Source organism: Methylophaga sp. SB9B (assembly GCF_004832235.1).
GTDB classification, from domain to species: domain Bacteria; phylum Pseudomonadota; class Gammaproteobacteria; order Nitrosococcales; family Methylophagaceae; genus Methylophaga; species Methylophaga muralis.
On record NZ_SSXS01000004.1, the window covers coordinates 1 to 21,757 of the forward strand.

18 protein-coding genes, 1 pseudogene and 1 riboswitch are annotated in these 21,757 nt (G+C 43.0%); of the genes and pseudogenes, 11 read left to right on the top strand and 8 right to left on the bottom strand.

What is annotated here, in order from left to right; genetic code table 11:
- The 3 genes from E8Q33_RS16680 to E8Q33_RS05420 form a co-directional block, all read left to right on the top strand.
- A partial coding sequence (locus tag E8Q33_RS16680; RefSeq protein ID WP_136553694.1) for an integrase core domain-containing protein occupies nucleotides 1-78 on the top strand: 78 nt, incomplete at its 5' end.
- A 720-nt stretch (nucleotides 79-798) separates the two neighbouring features.
- Nucleotides 799-2,541 carry an autotransporter outer membrane beta-barrel domain-containing protein gene (locus tag E8Q33_RS05415; protein ID WP_136553392.1) on the top strand — a complete coding sequence of 581 codons (1,743 nt, stop codon included), beginning with the start codon at nucleotides 799-801 and terminating at the stop codon, nucleotides 2,539-2,541.
- Nucleotides 2,542-2,831: 290 nt separating this feature from the next.
- Nucleotides 2,832-5,756 carry an EAL domain-containing protein gene (locus tag E8Q33_RS05420; RefSeq protein ID WP_168800160.1) on the top strand — a complete coding sequence of 975 codons (2,925 nt, stop codon included), beginning with the start codon at nucleotides 2,832-2,834 and terminating at the stop codon, nucleotides 5,754-5,756.
- Here E8Q33_RS05420 and E8Q33_RS05425 read toward each other — a convergent pair.
- Nucleotides 5,753-7,036: a GGDEF domain-containing protein gene (locus E8Q33_RS05425; RefSeq protein ID WP_069297038.1), complete on the bottom strand. Its 1,284-nt coding sequence runs from the start codon at nucleotides 7,034-7,036 to the stop codon at nucleotides 5,753-5,755. The genes E8Q33_RS05420 and E8Q33_RS05425 overlap by 4 nt on opposite strands.
- A 252-nt stretch (nucleotides 7,037-7,288) precedes the next feature.
- On the opposite strand from E8Q33_RS05425, the pseudogene E8Q33_RS05430 reads away from it, so the two are divergent.
- Nucleotides 7,289-7,465: pseudogene (locus E8Q33_RS05430) on the top strand (YgdI/YgdR family lipoprotein); the annotation flags it as partial.
- A 33-nt stretch (nucleotides 7,466-7,498) separates the two neighbouring features.
- On the opposite strand, the gene E8Q33_RS05435 reads toward E8Q33_RS05430, so the two are convergent.
- Nucleotides 7,499-10,837, bottom strand: coding sequence for an EAL domain-containing protein (locus E8Q33_RS05435; RefSeq protein WP_136553397.1), 3,339 nt, complete (start codon nucleotides 10,835-10,837; stop codon nucleotides 7,499-7,501).
- A 464-nt stretch (nucleotides 10,838-11,301) separates the two neighbouring features.
- Nucleotides 11,302-11,790 carry a hypothetical protein gene (locus E8Q33_RS05440; RefSeq protein WP_136553399.1) on the bottom strand — a complete coding sequence of 163 codons (489 nt, stop codon included), beginning with the start codon at nucleotides 11,788-11,790 and terminating at the stop codon, nucleotides 11,302-11,304.
- A gap of 122 nt (nucleotides 11,791-11,912) precedes the next feature.
- Nucleotides 11,913-11,990, top strand: a riboswitch (cyclic di-GMP riboswitch).
- Between the two features lie 15 nt (nucleotides 11,991-12,005).
- On the opposite strand from E8Q33_RS05440, the gene E8Q33_RS15945 reads away from it, so the two are divergent.
- Nucleotides 12,006-12,617, top strand: a complete 612-nt coding sequence (locus tag E8Q33_RS15945; protein WP_247869946.1) for a VPLPA-CTERM sorting domain-containing protein — start codon at nucleotides 12,006-12,008, stop codon at nucleotides 12,615-12,617.
- Between the two features lie 73 nt (nucleotides 12,618-12,690).
- Here the strand turns inward: E8Q33_RS15945 and E8Q33_RS05450 are convergent, their stop codons facing one another.
- From E8Q33_RS05450 to E8Q33_RS05460, 3 genes are all read right to left on the bottom strand, one after another.
- Nucleotides 12,691-14,064 (bottom strand): PFL family protein, encoded by a 1,374-nt coding sequence (locus E8Q33_RS05450; RefSeq protein ID WP_069296794.1) that lies wholly within the window; start codon nucleotides 14,062-14,064, stop codon nucleotides 12,691-12,693.
- Nucleotides 14,065-14,074: 10 nt separating this feature from the next.
- Nucleotides 14,075-14,641, bottom strand: coding sequence for a glycine cleavage system protein R (locus tag E8Q33_RS05455; protein ID WP_136553401.1), 567 nt, complete (start codon nucleotides 14,639-14,641; stop codon nucleotides 14,075-14,077).
- Between the two features lie 234 nt (nucleotides 14,642-14,875).
- On the bottom strand, nucleotides 14,876-15,235 hold the full coding sequence (locus E8Q33_RS05460) for a FlxA-like family protein (protein ID WP_069296796.1): 360 nt from the start codon (nucleotides 15,233-15,235) through the stop codon (nucleotides 14,876-14,878).
- Between the two features lie 105 nt (nucleotides 15,236-15,340).
- Here E8Q33_RS05460 and E8Q33_RS05465 point away from each other — a divergent pair, with 105 nt between their 5' ends.
- Both E8Q33_RS05465 and E8Q33_RS05470 read left to right on the top strand, forming a co-directional pair.
- The gene (locus tag E8Q33_RS05465) at nucleotides 15,341-15,673 is read left to right on the top strand and encodes a hypothetical protein (RefSeq protein ID WP_136553405.1); all 333 of its coding nucleotides are present in this window, start codon (nucleotides 15,341-15,343) and stop codon (nucleotides 15,671-15,673) included.
- Between the two features lie 24 nt (nucleotides 15,674-15,697).
- A complete protein-coding gene (locus tag E8Q33_RS05470; protein ID WP_136553407.1) occupies nucleotides 15,698-16,036 on the top strand; it encodes a 5-carboxymethyl-2-hydroxymuconate Delta-isomerase in 339 nt (112 codons plus the stop codon).
- Here the strand turns inward: E8Q33_RS05470 and E8Q33_RS05475 are convergent.
- Entirely contained in the window at nucleotides 16,026-17,036 is a 1,011-nt protein-coding gene (locus E8Q33_RS05475; RefSeq protein ID WP_136553409.1) for a helix-turn-helix domain-containing protein, read from the bottom strand. The genes E8Q33_RS05470 and E8Q33_RS05475 overlap by 11 nt on opposite strands.
- A 178-nt stretch (nucleotides 17,037-17,214) precedes the next feature.
- Here E8Q33_RS05475 and E8Q33_RS05480 point away from each other — a divergent pair, with 178 nt between their 5' ends.
- The 4 genes from E8Q33_RS05480 to E8Q33_RS15450 are packed head-to-tail and all read left to right on the top strand — an operon-like array spanning nucleotide 17,215 to nucleotide 21,087.
- The gene (locus tag E8Q33_RS05480; RefSeq protein ID WP_136553411.1) at nucleotides 17,215-18,627 is read left to right on the top strand and encodes an ethanolamine ammonia-lyase subunit EutB; all 1,413 of its coding nucleotides are present in this window, start codon (nucleotides 17,215-17,217) and stop codon (nucleotides 18,625-18,627) included.
- On the top strand, nucleotides 18,620-19,528 hold the full coding sequence (eutC, locus tag E8Q33_RS05485) for an ethanolamine ammonia-lyase subunit EutC (RefSeq protein WP_247869947.1): 909 nt from the start codon (nucleotides 18,620-18,622) through the stop codon (nucleotides 19,526-19,528). Before E8Q33_RS05480 ends, eutC begins: the two co-directional genes overlap by 8 nt.
- A gap of 15 nt (nucleotides 19,529-19,543) precedes the next feature.
- Nucleotides 19,544-20,911 carry an ammonium transporter gene (locus tag E8Q33_RS05490; protein WP_069296801.1) on the top strand — a complete coding sequence of 456 codons (1,368 nt, stop codon included), beginning with the start codon at nucleotides 19,544-19,546 and terminating at the stop codon, nucleotides 20,909-20,911.
- Between the two features lie 11 nt (nucleotides 20,912-20,922).
- Nucleotides 20,923-21,087, top strand: a complete 165-nt coding sequence (locus tag E8Q33_RS15450; RefSeq protein ID WP_168800161.1) for a hypothetical protein — start codon at nucleotides 20,923-20,925, stop codon at nucleotides 21,085-21,087.
- 96 nt (nucleotides 21,088-21,183) lie between these two features.
- Here E8Q33_RS15450 and E8Q33_RS05495 read toward each other — a convergent pair whose 3' ends face one another.
- Nucleotides 21,184-21,714 carry a DUF3280 domain-containing protein gene (locus E8Q33_RS05495; RefSeq protein ID WP_136553413.1) on the bottom strand — a complete coding sequence of 177 codons (531 nt, stop codon included), beginning with the start codon at nucleotides 21,712-21,714 and terminating at the stop codon, nucleotides 21,184-21,186.
- Nucleotides 21,715-21,757: the final 43 nt, after the last annotated feature.

Sequence of the window (21,757 nt, forward strand, 5' to 3'; positions counted from 1 at the left end):
GAGCATTACAACCATGTCCGGCCGCATAGCTCACTGAATTACATGCCGCCAGTTGAATACGCTAAACAGGCAGCATAAAGTAGCCAAATCTCATCATGGGACTGGTACTAATTCAGGGGAAAGGTCACTAGCCGTGCAAGTTGGTTTTTAACCCAACGTTTTGGCTTCTCAGGAAATGAACTTTTTACAAGTGCGTCAGTAAGATTTACAGCTTGAGTCCGTTCCCACGCAGGAGCGTAGGAGCGAGCTTTTATGGTAGGTTGGCGCTGAGGCACGAAGCCCAACAATTTCGCTGCCTTTTTCCAATCAAATGATTTACGTATAAGACATCTTATTTATATCCGCTTTCATAAAAATAATGTCCGGCTATAAAGCTCTGTATCGATTTCTATTTATAAGATTAATCTTTAAATAGAACTATTAACTGTTACTTTATCTTATATATATTTAATTATATTTTTTTGATTCTGAAAGAGAATTGAGAAAAAAACATTCTTACGTCAATTATTTTTCAAAAATGTCTTTTTTAAAATTTATAAACAACTTAAACCACGCTATTTAAAAAGTGATAACCTGTGAAAAATTCCTAAACACTTAGTCTGAGTGCCATAATTCTTGCGCTTAAGAATGAAATCAAAAGGCATTTAGAAAAATAAATTTAATCAATTGAAATAATAAGTTACTTATCAACTCGACTCTAAAGCGATTAAGTAAGCTCAATAAAAAAAACGTAGTTTTACTTTCCGCTGCTCAACCAAAAATTTGCAGTATTAATGCTTGCTCACTGGAGTAACAGAGTTGAAGTTAATTATTTCCATCTTATTGGTGTTCTTTACCCAGCCTGCTTTTGCCTTATGTAACGGAGGCGTTACAGTCACATCCACTCTGGAAATTACGGCAAGTTGTGATGGGGGAAATGTAAAAGGGCTGACGCTTGATACTGGAGCCGATGTCACTATTGCTTCAGGCGTCACCGTGTCAAACACAGCGCCTTTTGGCGTTAATGGCCGTTCAGTGGTTATTTTGGAAACATCAACCTCAGCCAGACTGGTCAATTATGGGTCAATTTATACCCATAACCAATGGGGATTGTGGAACAAGCCCGGGGGTAATGTTGATGTAGTCAACTTTGGGCAAATCACCGGTGTGGTCAGATACGGCATCAGTAATCAGTCAACAATCAATTCTTTAACCAATGTCGGCAGCATTACTGGTGGTTTTGGAAGTATAGGGAATGCCGGAAGTGCCTCAATTACGGTCTTCAATAATTTACAAGGTTCACTTACATCCCGCCCTGTAACAATTGTTGGTAACTTACCCAATAGTTACAACATCATTATTAATAGTCCCACTAACTATGGTCAATTATCCGCTCCTGGCACCGGAAATATGGCATTTAATATTTATGGGAATACGGGAACCACACTTGTTTCTGGCGTGGATGCTTCAGTGGTTTCTGAGGGAAGATATTTGAGTGTTTTGCAAAACTTTACAACATTAACGGATGTTTCAGGCACGACTGGTTCTTATGGCAGTTATAACTATAGCCTTGTAGCGAATGACTCGATTTTAAATGCCTGGGATTTATTATTTGAATTTGTAGGCCCGTCAGTTATTGATACCCAAGTCTCAGTCCAATCTTTAGCATCTGACTTACGCGGTGGATTCTCTCAGCAACTCATCGCCACTAATTTTGCCAACATGAATACTTACGACTGTGATTTGTTTGATACCAGAGGTTTTTGTGTCTCGGTTGGTGGCCAGCAGACCTATGTTGACAACCCTAGTACTCACGAAACTTCAGCGGTCATAGTGGCAGGTTATAAAGCCACACCTACCCTGCGCTTTGGGGGCTTTTTAAATCACAATCTCAATACCAACACCGTCGCAAGTGTGGATATTTCAAATGCGAATCCACTGATGGGAATATTTATCGTGTGGAATCAAAATCCTGACCACTTGGGTTATCAATTTAAAATCGCCAATGCCTACCAAGATAAAAATTTAACCACCACCCGCGAAATCTTGAATAGCTCAGAAGCCGGTGTTGGTGACACGTCCATCAATACACAAAGCTATGTAGGTGAATTGAGTTACAGCTTCACGGTGAATCAAGCTAGAACCATAGTTAGGCCTTATGCAGCTTTACGCTATACCAAAATCAAACAAGATGGCTATACAGAAGAAGGAGCTATCTCATCACCTTTGACCTATGCCGCTCTTGAAGATCGTTCAACCGTTGCTTTAGTTGGTATGAAGCTCAATCAAAAACTTACAGATAAAGTGAATCTCACTGGTAGTGTGGGTATTGAGCATGATCTTTCTCACTCCGTAGATGACTTAACCGCGACCGGCGTCAGTGGTTTAACCAGTGAAAACTTTAACGATAATCTCAATCGTACTCGTCCGGTTGCGAGCATAGGTGCTTATTTCAGCCCTGCAAGTAACCAAAGAATTTCAGCGGATTTTTACTACCAGCAACTACCATTTCAAAGCACTGGGTCTGCTACTGCTTATGTGCATTACACCATTGGTTTGTAATTAATGCGGTGTAATTAACTGTTATGGGAGCGAGAAACTATGTTAAGTAGGAAGCATAACAATTTTATTCTGCCTTCTTTCCAACCAAACGATACCAGTCAAAAGACATCTCAAATCCCCTCATTGTTGTATTAAAAAAGATAAGTTTTAGTGCAAAAAGTGATGGATTTTCGCGTAAGGTAGGTATATTTTAAAAATTGCAGAAATAGTTGACCAAATTAGTCATCAATTAGTTAAAGATATGAAACTTTTACTCTGCAAAGCTGCTCTCAAAAAAATGGATGTTTAGGATGATGCATGCGATGGACGCCGTATTCAGGCACACAGCTCTTGATGAAACCAGTTTTCAGGACCGTAAAGATTTAATTCGATTACGAAATGAAGATAAAGAGCTACTTTGTGCCTTGCATATCCCTCTCCAAGCTTATGAAACAGAGTTAATAAACTCATTTTACGACCATTTGATGTCATTCGATTTTGCCCAGGAGTTACTGGCAGATCCTCAAGTAAGAGCCCGACTACAATCCACCCAAAAAACTTATTTTCGTAGACTGACTGCCGGTGTCTATGATCTGGATTATGCAAAAGATCGTATTCGTGTAGGTATTGCCCATGAACGAGTGGGTCTAACGACGCAGTGGTACATTGGTTCATATGCCGTTTATCTTGAGCTGACCAGTCATTACATTGCCAAAATTCTCACTCAATCGCCTGAGTTAATTGAACCCTCCATCAACGCGTTATACAAAGTTGCCTTACTGGATATCACCCTGGCATTTGATGCGTATATGTATGCCAGTCACGAGTCGATTCAGGCTGCCAGGCAAGAGGTTTCAGATAAATATGACGATCAATTAAAACTGCAGCAAACCATCGATCGAATTCAAAAAGCTTTTATTCTAAATCCATCATATGACAGTGCTTTGGAATTGCTGTTAAACGAGCTGATAGAGTTCACCAATAGCGATTTTGGTCTGATTGGTGATGTACTTCTTGACGAGAACCATGCCCGTTATCTCAAACTTCGAGCGCTAACCAATATTGCTTGGAACGAGGAAACCCGGGCGTTGTATGAATCCAATCAGGCTAATGGACTGGAGTTTCATAATCACCATAACCTGCTTGGCAGCGTCATGACCACGGGCAAACCGGTTATTTCCAATTCACCAAACTCAGATAGTCGTTCGGGTGGTGTTCCCGAAGGCCATCCGGTATTGAACTCCTATCTCGGTCTTCCGTTTTATCACAATGGCAATATTGTCGGCATGATTGGTCTAGCCAATGCCAAGGATGGGTATAGCGAGAATACAGTAGAACGTCTTAGTCCCATTCTAGAAACGCTTGAAAGCTTGTATGAGGCTAGAAAAATTCGCGATCAATTAACCGAAACGCTGCATGAAAATGATGAGTTACGCCAGCAAAACGAAATGCAAATTGCGATTTTATTGCAAAAGTCGGCTGATGCTATTGGCATCATCAACAAAGATATGGTCATCACCGAATGCAATGATGCCGCTGTTAAGCTTTATGGTGCGTCATCACGTCAGGATTTGATAGGCCTGTCTCCATTAAAAATTTCTTCTTCGAACCAACCTGGTAGCTCCAGTAAAAAACTTGCTAAACAATACATTTCCAAAGCATTGACCGAAGGCTATCAACGATTTGAATGGCTACAAAATACTGTTCATGGTGAAAATACGCCGACGGAAGTGACGCTGACTCCTGTTATTTATCATGGTGAAGCTTGCATTCAAGTAGTTTGGCGCGACTTGACTGAGATAAGAGCAAAAGAAAATAGAATTAAGCAATTGGCGTATTTTGATGAACTAACGGGGCTTGCAAACAAAAATCTGTTTACGGATCGCGTTAAACATCTGCTGGAACTCTCTAAACGCTTCAACTACACCATTGCGATTGTTTACCTTGACCTCGTCAATCATGAAGACGTCAAAGAAACGCTCGGCTATATCGCTGGCGATGCTTTGCTTTATGCTGTTGGTCGACGTATTGCCAGTACCATCCGAAGTGCCGATACACTTGCACACTGTGTTTTTAATGGTGACCACAAAGCGTTTGATATTGATCATCGGGCAATTGATCGGGAGTTTGACTCGCTCGCCAGAATCAATGGTGAAGTTTTTGCTTTGGCAGCAGTAGTGAAATCAGCCGATGCTGCTGCAATGATGGTGTCGCGATTGCAAGATACTTTAAAGGCACCTTTCACGATTGCAGACGCCAAAGTAATGGTGAATACCAGAACTGGTATCGCCTTGTATCCTCAGGATGCCGAAACGTTTGAAACACTCACCAGGGGTGCTGCTATCGCTTTGGATATTGCAAAAGAAAAACTTCAGTCCAGTTACTTTTTTAACGTTCAACTCGGCGAGGAAATTCAACGTCGTTCCCTCATCGCCAAACGAATTGAGTATTCGCTGAAATTTGATCCCGAAAGTTTTTCTATCCGAATTCAACCACAAGTTAATACTCAAACTCGTCAACTTACCGGCGCCGAAATATTGTTACGCTGGAATGACGGCACTCTAGGTAGTGTTCCTCCAGGCATTTTCATTCCTATTGCCGAAGAGCGTGGCTTGATCAATGAAGTCACTAAATTGGTTATTCAGTTAACTTGCAGCGCACTACTCTCCTGGAAAAAACAAGGTTATGCCTTATTTGAGGATCGGGGGATTCGGATGGCAATCAATATCTCTGCGAAAAGCATTGATAATTTGCTTTTCATTGATGAATTTATTGCCGAGGTAAAACAATTGGGTTTGAGTCCGGCGGATTTTGAGCTGGAGTTGACTGAAACTGGAATCATGCATGATCCAGAAACTGCTATAGAAATTATTAAAAAACTCAAACAGGAAAACTTTGTTCTGGCGATTGATGATTTTGGTATGGGACATTCCTCGCTCAGTTACCTGCGAAACATTGAAGCTGACATTCTAAAAATCGATATGTTTTATATCCGTAATATGCTCAACGATAGTAAAAACATGGCTATCGTTAAAACCATCATTTCGACGGCACAGATTTTTGGTATGAAGACTTTGGCTGAAGGTGTTGAAGATGTAGAAACCGCTAATGCATTAAAAGTATTGGGCTGCGATTATGCTCAGGGCTACTTTTACTCATACCCACTTACTATCACTGAATTTGAAGAGAAATGGATTAAACATAATCACAGTTCCCAAAGTGGCTTGAATAACTAAAAAATACAGTTTTTCCCACGTTTTTTAGCTTTGTACATTGCCTCATCGGCCGCAGCGATAAGCTGAGTGATTTGCTCACCCTGTTCCGGAAAAATCGATATACCAATACTCACTGAAAGTTCTATTTTATGGCTTTGCCATTCATAAGGTTCTGATAACACTAAGCGGATTTTTTCAGCGACATTGAATGCACCTTGGCGATTGTCGATGTTATCAAGCAACACCACAAATTCATCCCCACCAAACCTTACTACGGTGTCCGTTTCACGCACACAACCGGTAATACGCTGTGCAGCTTCTTTTAATAATTGATCGCCAGCCGCATGCCCGTAGGTATCGTTTGCCTCTTTAAATTTATCCAGATCCAAATACATTAGGGCAAAGTGGTTTTGTTCACGCTTGGCTCTTAACAATGATCGCTGCACACGATCCTGGAAAAGTTCGCGATTGGGCAACCCTGTCAGTGCATCGTACAAAGCCAGATGCTGCAGTCGCTCAAATCGCTGGTGACGCTCGATAGCGGTGGCGACTTGTAAAGCTGTAAAGGTTAATAACGCTCGATCATTTTCATTCAGCGAATAGTCCTCATCCATTAACGCCAGTGCGATGATTCCCTCAGACTCATCATCAAATACCAATGGCACCATTAACATCAATTTGCCATCAACTATTTGCAACGCTATTTCATTCTCACCTGCAATGCGAAACAGCAACTCTGTTGTCAGCATATTCAAACAACCGCCAACACTTTCAAAAACCGTTAGCCATCGCTCATCATTCGGTGCTGAGATAGCAATGCCAAATGTAGCGATAGCAAGATGAACATCGAGATGAAATAGAATCTGCGTACAGATCTGTTTGATGCCGTTAGTTCGATGTGCCGTATCTGAAATGGCAATAAGGGAATTTTGCATCGCCTCGGCGGCTTTGATGCGAGTAATATCGCGGGCGACACCAAGACGCATTTTATGTGTGTCTGACCAACTGGTAGACCACAGCAGATGAACGACTTGACCATCTTTACGAATATAGCGGTTCTCAAAATCCAAGACCTGTTTGTCTTGCATCACGGTATAGATACTATGTTGGGTTTTATCCTGATCATCAGGATGTAGAAAATCTAGCATTTTTTTGCCGATTAATTCTTCTACTGGATAACCAAAAACGCGTTGCGCGCCATTACTGACATATATGATGTGACTGTCTTCATCTACCGCACAAATCGCATCGAGCAGTAGGTCTACATATTCACTAAAAGAGTCCAGCAGAGGTTTATCCATGGCACATTCTTACGTGTTGGTGGGCATCTGACAAGCGTCTTGCCACATGTTATCCACAATTCGCCGCACATATTATCCTAAATACTTTAGGAAATTATCCATGAGTAAGTTCAACATTTCACCCCTATGTCAGGAAAAACCTCATGAAACCATACCCAGTTGGAATCGTCCTAATTAAAACAATTTCGTTTTTTCTCTCCAGGAGGTACTTATGAGGCAGTCCTTAGTCACTGTAATTTTTGCTATTTTGCTTGTCGGTTTGGCAGTTGCGCCAACAATCACATTATTGCGACCAATGATGGTCAGATGATTGATAGTGCAACAAAACCAGAATTAAACAATGAAACCGGCATGGTGGAATATAAAGATAGTGAAGGTAAAGAAAACCAGATCCCTATCGAAGATGTGAGTTCCATTAAAGAGCGTTAAATCTTATGGCGGGCTTCGGCCCGCCACCAAATGTTAGTTTTCAAAGCAACCTTTTGAATAATTTTTGTAGTCAAAACGCTTTTCGACATCTTCACTCGACATCGGTTTGGCATACAGATAACCCTGAATTTCATCACAGCCATGTAGTTTGAGAAAATCACATTGCGCCTGCGTTTCCACACCTTCGGCAAGTACATTAAGCCGTAATTGTCGGGCCAGAATAATCGTGGTTTGCACAATGCTCATATCGTCGGCATCTGTCGGAATGCCATCGATGAATGAACGATCAATCTTCAGTCGATCAAACGGAAAACGTTTCAGATAGGCCAGGCTTGAGTAGCCTGTTCCATAATCATCCAGTGCAAGACAGATACCCATTTCATGCAGTGAATTCAATATCACAATCGCCTGTTCGGGGTTTTGCATGGCACTGGACTCGGTCACTTCCAACTCAAGTAAGTTAGCCGGACACTGTGTTTCCTCAAGGATTCGTTTAACATCAATGGCTAAGCCATCATAGTCGAGTTGTCTGCGAGATAGATTCACTGCCATGCGGAAATTTGATTTACCGGCATCAAACCATTTTTTTGCTTGAGTACAGGCTGTTCTCAACACCCAGTTACCGATAGGTAAAATCAATCCGGTTTCTTCTGCTACCGGAATAAAATCTACCGGCGAGATAATGCCAAGTTCAGGATGTGACCATCTCAATAATGCTTCTGTACCGATGCATTCTCCCGAAGCTAAATCCATCAGTGGTTGATAATGTAAATACAGCTGATTGTTATCCATTGCACTGCGTAGATCATTTTCCAGCTGCAATCGTGCATGCACTCGGTCATCCAGATCAGGACTGAAAAAACGATATACGCCACGTCCCTGCTCTTTTGCCAGATACAGCGCGGTATCAGCATATTTCATTAATATTTCGGCGTTATCCGCATCGCGAGGACATAGGCTGATACCAATACTGGCATTAATATGCAGTTGACGGCCCAAAACTCGGAAAGGTGCCGAGAGTACTTCGAGCAGCTTGCTGGCAACATGAGCAGCATCTTCCGCTGTGCCCAGGCTTGGTAGCAGGATTAGAAATTCGTCGCCACCTACACGACCAATCGTATCTTCTTCTCGTAATACCCCAAGCAATCTTGAACCGACTTGTTGTAACAATAAATCACCGGCCTGATGACCAAGTGAGTCGTTGATGGTCTTGAATCGATCCAGATCCAGGAATAACACAGCCAAGATTTCAGGGTGGCGAACAGCATGGGTAATGGCATGTTCCAGACGATTCAATGTTAGCAATCTGTTTGGTAATGCTGTCAGCGAGTCATGATAGGCAAGATATTCAATATGCGCTTCTTGTTCTTTGCGTTCGGTGATGTCTTGTGCCGTTCCGGCGATCCGATAGATTTCACCCATATCATTTCTGATCGGAAACGCTTGCTGGTGAATATGCCGGATACTGCGATCTGGACGCATGATTCGAAACTCGATATCGAACTCACCAGAGACTTTAGCTTTTGATAGCGCATTGACAACGATTTCAAGGTCAACCGGAAAAATCGTTTTCAGCCATTGTGAAGGATTCTCGTAAAGGGGATCGCAGCTGCTTCCCCATATAGTTTGATAGGCCGGACTAATGTAAAGAATCTTATCCATGGCAAGATTAGACAACCACACCACTTCTTCAATGTTATCGGCTAACTGTCTGAAACGTTCATCTTGCTCTCGCATAGCATTTTCGACAGCTTTTCTTTCTGTGATGTTATGCGTTAAAGCCAGGTTGTAGCCGATACCACCATATTCAAAATAATTGGCATTCACTTCAACCGGAATCAGCTTGCCCGTTTTTGTTATATGTCGAGTTTCCAAACGTATAGAACGTTGCTGCATTAGTTCATGCCAATGTTCGTCCCATTCACGCTGCTGCGTATCTGGATCAACCTGAGGAACAGACATAGTGAGCAGTTGTTCATAACTGTATCCCATTGTTTTACAGGTTTCATCGTTTACATAACGAATACGTCCCTTAGCATCCAACAGATAGATACATTCACTTACCTGATTAATGGCAAAGTTTAATAAAGCGATGCTTTGTTCAGACTTTTTCTGCTCGTCAATATTCTCTATTTGTGAGACGAAATACAGAGGTTGGTTATTGGCGTCTCTGACGATACTAGTAGTCAGTCGCGCCCAGAAATATTTGCCATTACGATGAAGGTAACGTTTTTCGAGCTGCATAAACGGAATTTCATCTGCAAGCAATCGCTCAAGCTCTGATTGCCCATTCTGCAAATCCTCAGGATGGGTCATTTCCTGATAACTGAGTTTCAGTAATTCAGCTTCGGAGTAGCCAAACATTTCATAGATCGAAGGGTTGGCCCTCAACCATTGCCCCGTTAGCGAGAGAATGCCCATGCCGATAGCGGCAAATTCAAAAGCTTGTCGGAAGCGTTCATCACTTTCGCGTTGCTCGCGAGAGATCAGCAAACTGGTCAAGCCGTCAGATATTCGATGGCCTATTTCATTGAATAAACGTTTTTCGTCGTTGCTCCACACTCGTGCATAAGAACATTGATGTAAACCAAATACCCATGGTTTGCCGAGTTTAGGGTAGATTGCCGTACCAATTAACGAGCGTACTTGATAATCCTTGATGACATCAGGTGAATCGGGACTCTCAACATCTAATTGGAAGGTCACCGGTTCGCTGGCTGACAAGAAAGTTGTCATGGTCTCAGCCATATGAGCAAACATCGGATATTCTTCCCCAGCCTGCATTCCCCCCGGATATTCTGGCGTTGTCTGCTCCATGGGGACACTCCATGTCGCACTTTGCGGATCGCAAGGGTAAACCAGCCATGCCCGATCACAATCAAAGCAGCTTAGAATAGCCTCAAGCACATCACTCATCATCTGTTCGAGATTATTGGTGCCTTGAATTGCCCGATTAACCTGATCCATACATTCAAGAAAATGTAGATGCGCCTGATTTTCCTGCTCTGCCCGTTTTATCTCGGTGATATTTTGAAAATACCCATGCCAAACGATGCCCTTTTCATCAATGACTTCTGGCATTGCTTTGCAGTCAACCAGAACTTCACCCTTATGAGGGTGTAAAACACGCCACACACGATTTAACGGCTGCATTGCTTGGGCAGATTCAGACATTTCCTGCAGAATTTTTGCCCGGTCTTCGTGGTGAATACGTTCCCAGGCATATGAAGGATTTTCGATTATCGTCTCTGCATTCAAACCAAAAATATCAACAATTATCGCAGTGCTGTCGAGTATGGCTAACTGATTATTTTCTTGCAGACAAAACTTCACAATCGCAACCGGTGAAGTATCGGCTAAACGACTAATCACGGTTAGGGTTCTGATAAGTTTTGGAAGAGCGGTTCATTGGAAATTTATTCGATACCTTAATCAACAATAAAAATAGGTTATTGATTTTTATAATTTGTGGGACTGTTTGATAAGACTATACGATTGAAAACAGAGGCTCATCAGACCGGAAAATATTTACTGAATGAGAACGTTAAGATCTATTTAACTATTATCACCCTAAAATCCCGGGCATGTTAGGCATATTACCGTAATGTTACAAGGGATATTATTCACCTTATAACAGGATGTTTGCCCAACTACGATTCGTATTAAACTAATTGAATAATAAAATGATTTTGTAGCTTGATATGGATTGTATACCTGAGCGATAACAAAACTAAGCAAGTCCATCACAGTATGGGAATTTACCCTCTTCCTTTGCTTAACATCAGCTATCAATCATCGGAAGAGTTCATAGCCACCTTGCTATAGCAGGTTGACGACTACTGGTTTGCCACTAGGCTTTCAAAACGTTGCTGAGGTGGTTTGTAGATAAAAAAATTTGTATCTATTTCATTAAAAAAACCGACGTTGATGACTACATTTTCGTAAAGCCAGTAAATAAAACCACCTTCCTCAACCCGATAGCGCCATTGATACTGACACTGTATCCAGCCCTCATTTATCGTAGTCAGCAATATTGGCGGTTCATCTGCCTGCAATCGAGATTTAAATTCAACTGTCTTGGTTTTTAGATCAATACGCAAACGATCAATTAAAAAAGAATTTTCATCTATCAGCTGATAATTAATGCGATTTCCAGAGATATCATCACCATGTTGATCGAGCATAATCCGCCCATCAGATAAAGCAACAGTGGCTGAACTGAGCGGATATTGATCCGGTAAATCTTCTCTTGGTTGCTTGTGCTGCTCTGAGAGCTGAGATTTATCCCATTGACGGATAATGATTTGTAAAACTAGTTTATGCATTAATAAGTTACCGGATACACAGTAGGTGATTAATTAAGTTCGTTGGTACCAAAGTACAATTAAAAAAAGTTTAAATAAGGATTAGTTTGAATTTGTGTCACTCTTTATATGACACATTTATTTTTAATTTTTGCCAAACTTAATGCAAATTAAGGACGGAAAGTTTCAGGTCTCAAAATTGAGATTGCTGAGCCGCAAAAATTGAGGATGTAACTATGAAAAATTTAGTAAAAATTTTAGCTTTATCTGCCTTATGTTTTGCTCCAGTTTCCTTTGCTGCAACCATTTCCAGTCTATATGATGGTTTTGAAGGTGAAGGTCAGGCTAATTCAGTTTTAAACTATAACAGCTTCGTTAATTGGGACGTCACCGACGGTACTGTCGATTTAATCAAAAACGGTAATCAATGGGGAATCACGTGTTTAACTGGTAGCTTTTGCGTAGACCTCGACGGTTCAACTAGTGACGCAGGGATTTTGACTTCTAAAGATGGTTTTTCTGCTGGTAAATACAAAGTAAGTTTTGCATTGTCTGGCAATCAGCGTAATGGACCTGCTGACCAAGTTTCTGTTTTGTTTGGTGCGGGAGCACTTCTTAACAATCTTCTCTTAGATTGGGATGAAAATTGGCATACCTATACTTTCCTGGTGGATTTAGTGGATGGAGACAAATTATCCTTTAGAAACTTAGGTGGTGATAATGTTGGAGCGATGCTGGATAACATTCATGTCTCAGCCGTTCCACTACCAGCAGCAGTTTGGTTATTTGGTTCTGGTTTGATGGGTTTTTTAGCAATGCGTAGAAAAGCGAAAAACCTACAATTATAATTACCTTCATCTTTTAAAAAAAAGCCGTGGCAGTTTCTGTCACGGCTTTTTAATTCTTAGTACAAGAGTCTGGTTAATTGACCAAGCTTTGGATCGGTGCCGGAATACGACCACCTAAACGAACGAAGCGATTTTCATGACTGCCCATATTGACGGCCATCACCGGACCTTCACCTAACAAGCCACCGAAACGCACAATATCACCAGCTTTTTTGCCAGGCGCTGGAATCAACCTTGCGGCTGTCGTTTTCTTATTGATCACACCAATTGCCATTTCATCCGCAATGATCGCTGAAATCATTTCAGCTGAGGTATCACCAGGAATTGCCACCATATCCAGACCGACTGAACAAACTGCCGTCATGGCTTCAAGTTTTTCCAGACTCAAGGTGCCATTGGCTGCAGATTCCGCAATAGTTAAATCTTCACAAACCGGAATAAACGCCCCACTCAATCCGCCGACATGTGAGCTGGCAAACGCGCCACCTTTTTTCACTGCATCATTAAGCATCGACAAAAATGCCGTACTACCTGGAGCACCGAAGGCCGGTAAACCAATCGCTTCAAAGATTTCACCAACACTGTCGTTACGATTCGGTGTCGGAGCCAAAGACAAGTCGACAATACCAAATGGCAGATTAAGTAATTGCGCTACTTCACGACCAACCAGTTCACCGGCACGAGTTAATCTGGCTGCAGTTTGTTTGATCACGTCCGCTGCACGGCTCAGATCCATATTTTCATCTTCAGCCAGTGCTTTTTCCAAAGCCGCTTTGACTACGCCTGGTCCACTCACGCCTACACTGACAACGGCATCTGCTTCACCGATGCCTAAATAAGCGCCGGCCATAAACGGTACATCTTGCGGAATATTGGCAAACACCACCAGTTTGGCAGCGGCCAGGCCATCATCATCGGCAGTGAGTTCTGCAGCCTGTTTGATGATTTTCCCCATCTTTAGGATCGCATCCATATTGATACCGGCACGGGTGCTGGCTACATTTACAGATGAGCAGATGCGTTGGGTTTCGGTCAAAGCCTGAGGAATGGCTTCAATCAAAGCCTGATCGCCTTTACTCATGCCCTTCTCTACCAACGCAGTGAAACCACCGATAAAATCCACACCCAGTTCATGTGCAGCTTTATCCAGCGTGACGGCCACTTCAACTAATTGCTCAGAACTGAAAGGTGCCCCGACCACCCCGATTGGGCTGATGGAAATGCGTTTGTTGGCGACTTCAATACCATAACGTCTTTCGATACGGTTACAGGATGCGACTAACTGCCCGGCGTAACGAGTGATCTTGTCGTAAATTTTGCGTTTGAACGTTTCCAGATCATGGCTGACACAATCGGTCAGGTTGATACCAACAGTGACGGTGCGAAGATCCAGGTTTTGTTCCCGTACCATCATCAGGGTTGAAATAATGTCTTTTTCGTTGAGCATGAGGGTTTCCTTAATTACTGATGTTGCTCACGGATTCGAAAATCTTGCGATGTTGCGTATCAATTTCGATATCCAGTCTCTGGCCAACTTCATCTAATGCATCACGTAAATCCTGCATCACAGTTGAACGTGGCACATCGACTTCAAACACCATCAGATTGTCCAGCGGATTTTTACCACCTTTAAATATCGCCTGAATATTGGTGATATTCACGCCATGACGTGCCAGCTGGGTTGATACTTCGGCCACCAGACCACGACGATCCGGGCCAATTACAGTCAGGATATAGGGCTGAACTTCAGGTGTATTTTCCTGCCAGGGGGTTAACCGCTCATCCCAGGGATCGACATGAATCGACAGTCGCATTTTCTGACCAACTTGCTGAAGAGCCTGATGTAGTTCTTCGCACTGTTTATCTTCGGGCATCGACACCATCAATAACGCGCCGAATACTGATTGCAGCAAAGTTTGACTGAGGTTTTCAATGTTACCGCCGTGTTCGGTGATGACTGTGGCAACCGCAGCCATAATGCCGGGTTGGTCAGTGCCAAGAACCGAAATGAGTGCCTTATTCACGATGTCTCCTTGTATGAGATCGATGGATTAAAATCTAGTGGGCAATGCCAGTCATTAATGATTGCTACCGGAAGCTTAATAGACAACGACTTTGCGACAATATCGCAAAACATATTTGATTGATGACGTCGTTTTTATAAGGGATTACGGTTTGCTGATATTAATTTAGTCGGATAGCTTACCAAATGAGGTCAATTAGGCGTAATTCAATGACGTAGAGCTAAGGAGTTATGTTTAGATAAAGGAGTTTATATTTTGACCGATGGTCGGTTCTGTTTTAACAGCGGCTTGTTTGTTTGCTGAATCAGCTTGCTGCTGCGCTCGCTGTTCATCTTGTATTTTTTGTTGCTTCAACGCTTCAAGCTGGATGATTTGAGCTTGTGTCAGCTGGATTTGCACTTGAATCAGTTTGGCTTTTTCAGCTGATTCGGGGCTTGCCTCCTGAACAGTCCGTTTCAGATCGTCAAACAAATCCACAAGTTTTTGTTTTAACGCAGTAATTCTGGCATCTAACGACTGCCCGCCGTTTTGCTTCCCTGCCGGTGAACTGGATGCGGAGAAGGATCGCATATCAACAGAAATCGGATTACTCATGCTAAAGTTTCCAGATACAAACTTATTTATAAAGACGGCAGTTAAAACCATATCTTTAATTTTTTTCTACGCTTATAACTAAAACAACCCAACACGAGTTAATTTATGGCCATTCAATTTCTACCAATTATTAAGGCTGTTGCACCTTATGTAGCACAAGTTGCTGCCTATGCCATTCCAGCATTTACTGCCAAGCCTGAAGCCGTTAAAGCCGATCCGGTTTTAATCAAACAAATTGAAGAACTACAGAAAGCTGCGACGCAGAATGCTAAATCAATTCATGTGCTGGCAGAGAATATGCAGCAGGCAATAACCGGCTTTGAAACTGCGGCCGAAGAAGCTAAAAAACAGGTTACAACCTATCGCAATCTGTTATTTCTTTCTCTGGGTCTGTCAGGTGTAGCGTTGCTAATTTGTGTTTATCTGTTGCTTAGCTAACGTTCATCTCCATAAGGAAATGCTGTGCCGCATTGCATTATTGAATATTCCAAAACAGTTGAACTATCACCATCGCGGTTAGTTGAAGCGGTACATCAAGCGGTGCTTGAAACAGCATTATTTGATGCATCACATATCAAAACACGTGCAATGGCTTATGAGCATTATCAATTGGCTGACAACTCAAAGGAGTTTATCCATGTGACGGTTCGTCTGCATAGCGGGCGTACCATACAACAAAAGCAACAGTTAACGGCCATGATTTTGCAGTCGTTGGAAAAGCTCAGCTTAACGAAAATCACCATTACAGTAGAAGCCGTTGATATTGATAGTAATAGCTACGCCAAGTTGGTTATTGTCTAACGCTATGACTCACAGCTTTAAACGGTGATTGTTGCTGATAACGTAATACTGTAACCGACGGGTTTTCACCAAACAGGCTGGTGTAGTCATGAGTAAATTGACCTGCATGAAAAAAGCCCCACTTCTGAGCCACCATCGAAATGGTTTCATCCTCCTTTAACCCCGTTGTCAAAACTCTTCGGACTGCGTTAAGCCTGGATATACGCAAGTATCTAAGTGGACTTATACCCAACACATCTTCAAAACAATATTGCAGGGTACGTCGACTCACATAAGCCAATGCGCACATATCGGTAATAGTGATGGGTTTATCCGAGCGGGCATCAAGATATGCCGTCACCTTTTGCACAACAGCACGGCGTTTTACAAAGCTTGGTTTCTCATGAATCTCTTGGTCATTTTGCTGCAAAATTTCCAGCACCGCCATCATCAAGATATCTTCCTGATGATGCCTTATCAGATTGTCCGGTTGTGGTTTCAATACATCATTTAATAGATAGCGCAGTGACTTCAGTTTCTCTGAATGCCATACCCGTAACGGCGAATGAAACAGGCTGATATCCAGTTCTATTCCATGCAGACGTGCAACTTCTTTTAGGGTGTCTTGATTGATCACAATGCCAAAGATATTGAATTGCTCCGGTGTAACCAATTCAAATTGTGTGCTTCCCGGACGAATCATCAGGTGATCACTACTAACGTGATGACCGTTGATACGACATGATTTATCGTCAGCGGAAAACCCCAGCCAGATAGCGTTTGGCCAGACATTACATTGTTGTCTTACGGTTTGGCTTGTGTGCTCACGAAAAGCATGGATTGATTCAAACATCACCTCTTCAATCTTTCCGTAAAAGCGACCATTACTTATCTGATCATACTGCTGCTGCCAGTCTTTCAGATTATGGGCTTGCTCGTCTGCATCGTTGGCTTCCATAACGCACCATTTAGATACAGCTTCGCCTTGTTTAGGTGCAAATTTTTCCAGTTCTTCTGTCATTTGCTTTACCTGTTTTAGTAATAATGCCAATACCGCCTAAGTAAGTAACTGAATATAAACCCAATATTTTTTTGCCGATTTTCGATATTGGCTAGGTATAGATATCGCATTCATAGTTAGTAAACTTTGTTTATTCAGGTGCAATATTTATTCCATCTAATTGGATTTAAAGCAATTTATGGGTCATAGCTATCGTTATCAGTTGGGCAGCAAAACCTATCAATTTGCAGATTTGGCAGATTTGATGGCGAAGGCAACCCCTGCCCGTTCGGGAGACCGATTGGCAGGCGTTATTGCTGAATCTGCAGAACAACGGGCTGTGGCGCAATTGTTATTAGCTGAAGTCCCATTAAAAATATTTCTTAACGACACGCTGGTGCCATACGAAGATGATGAAATCACCCGTTTGATCATTGATGAACATGATGCTGAAGCGTTCTCGATTATTTCGCATTTAACGGTAGGTGACTTTCGTAACTGGTTGCTGACTGATGAGGCCAGTACCGAAGTACTTCAGCAGGTCAGTACTGGGATCACTCCGGAAATGGCCGCTGCAGTGAGCAAAATCATGCGTAATCAGGATTTGATTCTGGTCGCGCAGAAATGTCGGGTAATCACCTCGTTTCGCAGCACTATTGGTTTACCTAAACGTCTGTCCACCCGATTACAACCCAACCACCCAACCGATGATGTCAATGGTATTGCAGCCAGTATACTGGATGGTCTTTTGTACGGTTCTGGCGATGCGGTTATCGGTATCAATCCGGCCACTGACAATGTCGCTCAGGCCACACGGTTGATGAATTTAATGGATGAAGTGATTTCCTTATATGAAATCCCTACCCAATCCTGTGTTTTGACCCATGTCACTAATACATTGGAATGCATCGAAAATGGCGCTCCGGTAGATCTGGTATTTCAATCAATCGGCGGCACTGAAAAAACCAACAGTAGTTTCGGATTTAATTTAGCGATATTGGCTGAAGCCCAACAAGCTGCTTTGTCACTGAACCGTGGCACGGTGGGACAGAACGTCATGTATTTCGAAACCGGACAAGGAAGTTCTTTATCTGCCAATGCCCATCACGGTTTAGATCAACAAACCTGTGAGGCTCGGGCATATGCCGTAGCTCGAAAATATTCCCCATTACTGGTCAATACCGTAGTGGGATTTATCGGTCCAGAATATCTGTTTGATGGCAAAGAAATCATTCGTGCCGGTCTGGAAGATCATTTCTGCGGCAAGTTACTGGGCCTGCCGATGGGCTGTGATGTCTGCTATACCAATCATGCCGAAGCCGATCAGAATGATATGGACAACCTACTGACCTTACTTGGCACTGCCGGATGTTCGTTTGTGATGGGTATTCCGGGTTCGGATGACATCATGCTCAATTATCAGACCACTTCATTTCATGATGCTTTGTATGCCCGCCGGGTATTGGGTTTAGGCGCGGCACCGGAATTTGAAGTCTGGCTGGAAAAGATGCAGATCATGAGCAATGCCGGGCTGGCTCAGTTAACCAATCATTTGCCACCCGCCTTTGCCGGCACCCTCAGCAGCTCTGCAGTGAAGCATTACCATGGTTGAAGATGCAGAAATGTTGATTGTTGATGACTCCCAGGCGGATGACAGCATGGTGATCCACAACCCATGGCGTCAACTCAGACAATTTACTGCTGCCCGAATTGGTATTGGCCGTGCTGGTGTCAGCACCCCGACTCGCGAAACCCTCGAATTTCAATTAGCCCATGCTCAAGCCCGTGATGCCGTGCATACCGAACTGGATATCGAAGCCTTAAAACAACAGCTGATCCAGCTGCAGCAAGATTTTCCACAAATCAATTCCCAACCACCATTAGTTTTAAGCAGCCGGGCCATCAATCGTGTGACCTATCTGCAACGTCCGGATTTTGGTCGTCAGTTAGATGATTCTGGTTTTGCCAGTTTGAAACCGCATTACACCAACACTCCTTATGACCTGGCTTTAGTGATTGCCGATGGTTTATCTGCCACAGCCATTCATCAAAATGCTGTGAAGTTTATTGCCAGCTTATTGCCATTACTGCTTAAAGAAATTCCGGACTTTTCCTTGGCACCAATCAGCCTGGTCAATCAAGGTCGAGTGGCGATTGGTGATGATATCGGAGAAGCATTAAACGCCCGGGCGGTATTGATTCTGATTGGTGAACGGCCTGGTCTCAGTTCACCGGACAGCCTGGGTTTATATCTAACCTGGTCGCCTAAACGTGGCCTGACCGACGATAAACGTAACTGTATTTCCAATGTGCGACTAGCTGGACTGTCATACGCCGCTGCCGCACACAAATGTTTTTACCTGCTGAGTGAAGCTCGCAGGCTCCAGTGTTCTGGTGTTGCTATCAAGGATCGTTCAACTGAGAAGATCATTGATAGCAGCGCCGTTCAAACAGCTTTTTGCTGGACAGCAAAGTTGACCGAAAAGGGGTGGACGGGAAATGACTTTAACTAAAATGAGGATAGTAAGATGGAAAACTCGCCAACACTAGAATCCTTGCAGGCAGCATTGGATGCCCAGCAAGCTGTATTCGAAATGCATCAGGCTATGAATGTCGAAGTGTTTTACTGGTGGTGTACCGCCATTATGTTAATGATACATGCAGGCTTCTTGGCATATGAGATGGGTGCTTCACGAAGTAAAAACGCTTTAGCAGCCGGTATCAAGAATATTCTTGCTATCGCGCTGATTATTCCAGCATTTTATTTGTTTGGCTGGTGGATCTATAACGCTTTCCCAACCGGTTTTGTGCCGATTGAGGCGGCAGCTGCACTTCCTTGGTCAACCAGTATGGGACCCGATGTTCAAGACATGGGAACCGGTATTTTCTGGGCGGCTTTTGCTTTATTCGGTGCCACAACCGGCTCGATCTTATCCGGTGCGGTTATTGAAAGGATAAGGGTTAGTGCCTTCTTGATTCTGACTATTTTCCTGGGCGGCGTTGTCTGGATTATGGCTGGAGCTTGGGGTTGGCATCCAGATGGCTGGTTACTGACTAAATTCGGTTATCACGATGTTGGCGCTTCTGGTGTCGTGCATGCGGTCGCTGGTTTCTTCACCCTGGGTGTATTAATGAATCTTGGCGCTCGTAAAGGCAAATTCATTAACGGTGTACCACAAATCATTTCACCACACAGCCTGCCAATGACATTGATTGGTTTGATGATGATTATCTTCGGTTTCTTCGGTTTCCTCGGTGGTTGCATCATCTTTAATGGTGGCGAAACGGGTTGGACCACAATCTATGGCACTCCTACCAACCTCTCAGCTTTTGCATTTAATACGCTGATGGGTTTTGCCGGTGGCATCATTGGTTGTTACATCGCAACACGTGATCCTTTCTGGACTATGTCAGGCGGTCTGGTCGGTATCATCTCTGTAGCGGCTGGTCTGGATATTTACTCTCCTTCACTGGCATTTATCATTGCAGTTTGTACTGGTCTTGTTGCAGTTCAATTTGCTAAATTCCTGGAAAAACGCGGTATTGATGATGCAGTAGGTGCTGTCAGTGTTCATGGCTTCACTGGTGTTGTTGCCGTCGTTCTGGTCGGTGTGTTTGCCGGTGGAACACCAAATGCTGAAGGTATGCCTGCGATTAGCTTTGTTGGCCAATTTGTCGGTGCAATCGTCATGGGTCTGATGGGCTTTGTGCCAGGCTACGGCTTGTCATTCTTACTGAAAAAAGCCAATAGCTTACGGGTACCTGAAGCCTGTGAAGATATCGGTATTGATGAAGTGGAACTTCTGGCCAAGCCATATCCTGAAGGTCGCGTACCTGCTATGGCAGATCTTACAACCAGTGACGTGCCTAATAAATTAGCTAACTCAGAAACCTAAGGAGCAATACTATGGGAAGTTCAATCACAACTTGGGAAAATGTCAGTGCCTACTTTACCTTTGCAGATAATCCATTTGCTTTGGTGTTATTTGCAATTGGCACCGCCGCCATTATTGTCGGCTTGATTATTTCAATCATCCGTCATGAAAATGCGGCTTTTGAAAAAATTAAGTGATGTTTAAACCTGTGTTGAACAGGAAGCATCGTTAATTAGTAGTAAAAAAACCCCGACTTTGGTCGGGGTTTTTTATTGATGGTGCAAAAAAATGGATTAATTCCTATCCCAATCTTTCAAGTCACGCATAGCGTATTTGATTGCCCGTTCCCAGGCTTGATCGGTATTGCCTCGAAAGTCATAAGCTTTGCGTTTAATGAGTTTGCCAGTATTGGCATCTTTAAACTCAACATGTAATGTCGAAATCAAATGGCTCATCCGAAACACATTCGGCACCACAACTAACTTCGCTCCAAGCTCTTTGGCCAGGGTAATTTCACAGCCATTACAGTTATGTAAATCCTGCTTGTCGTCAGCGGCTTTGATTTTATCCAGTGACTCAGCATCATTGATGATATTGAAGCGGGTTTTGTCTTGTAATTCGGTTCGCAAATGTTCACTGAACTTGGTAATTTTTGCTTCATTCTCAGCTTTGTCGCCGGTTACCGAACTATCACCGGTGATCAGGATATCCAGCACCAGGGTTTTATAGTCATGTTTAGGATGATCGTCCGCCATCACGGAAGCCGCGCTGAAAGACAATACTAGAATAAGGAAATATCTGGTGACTCGATTCATTAATTGCATGCATTACTCCAAAAAAACATAGGGTTCACCTTAACAGTGACAA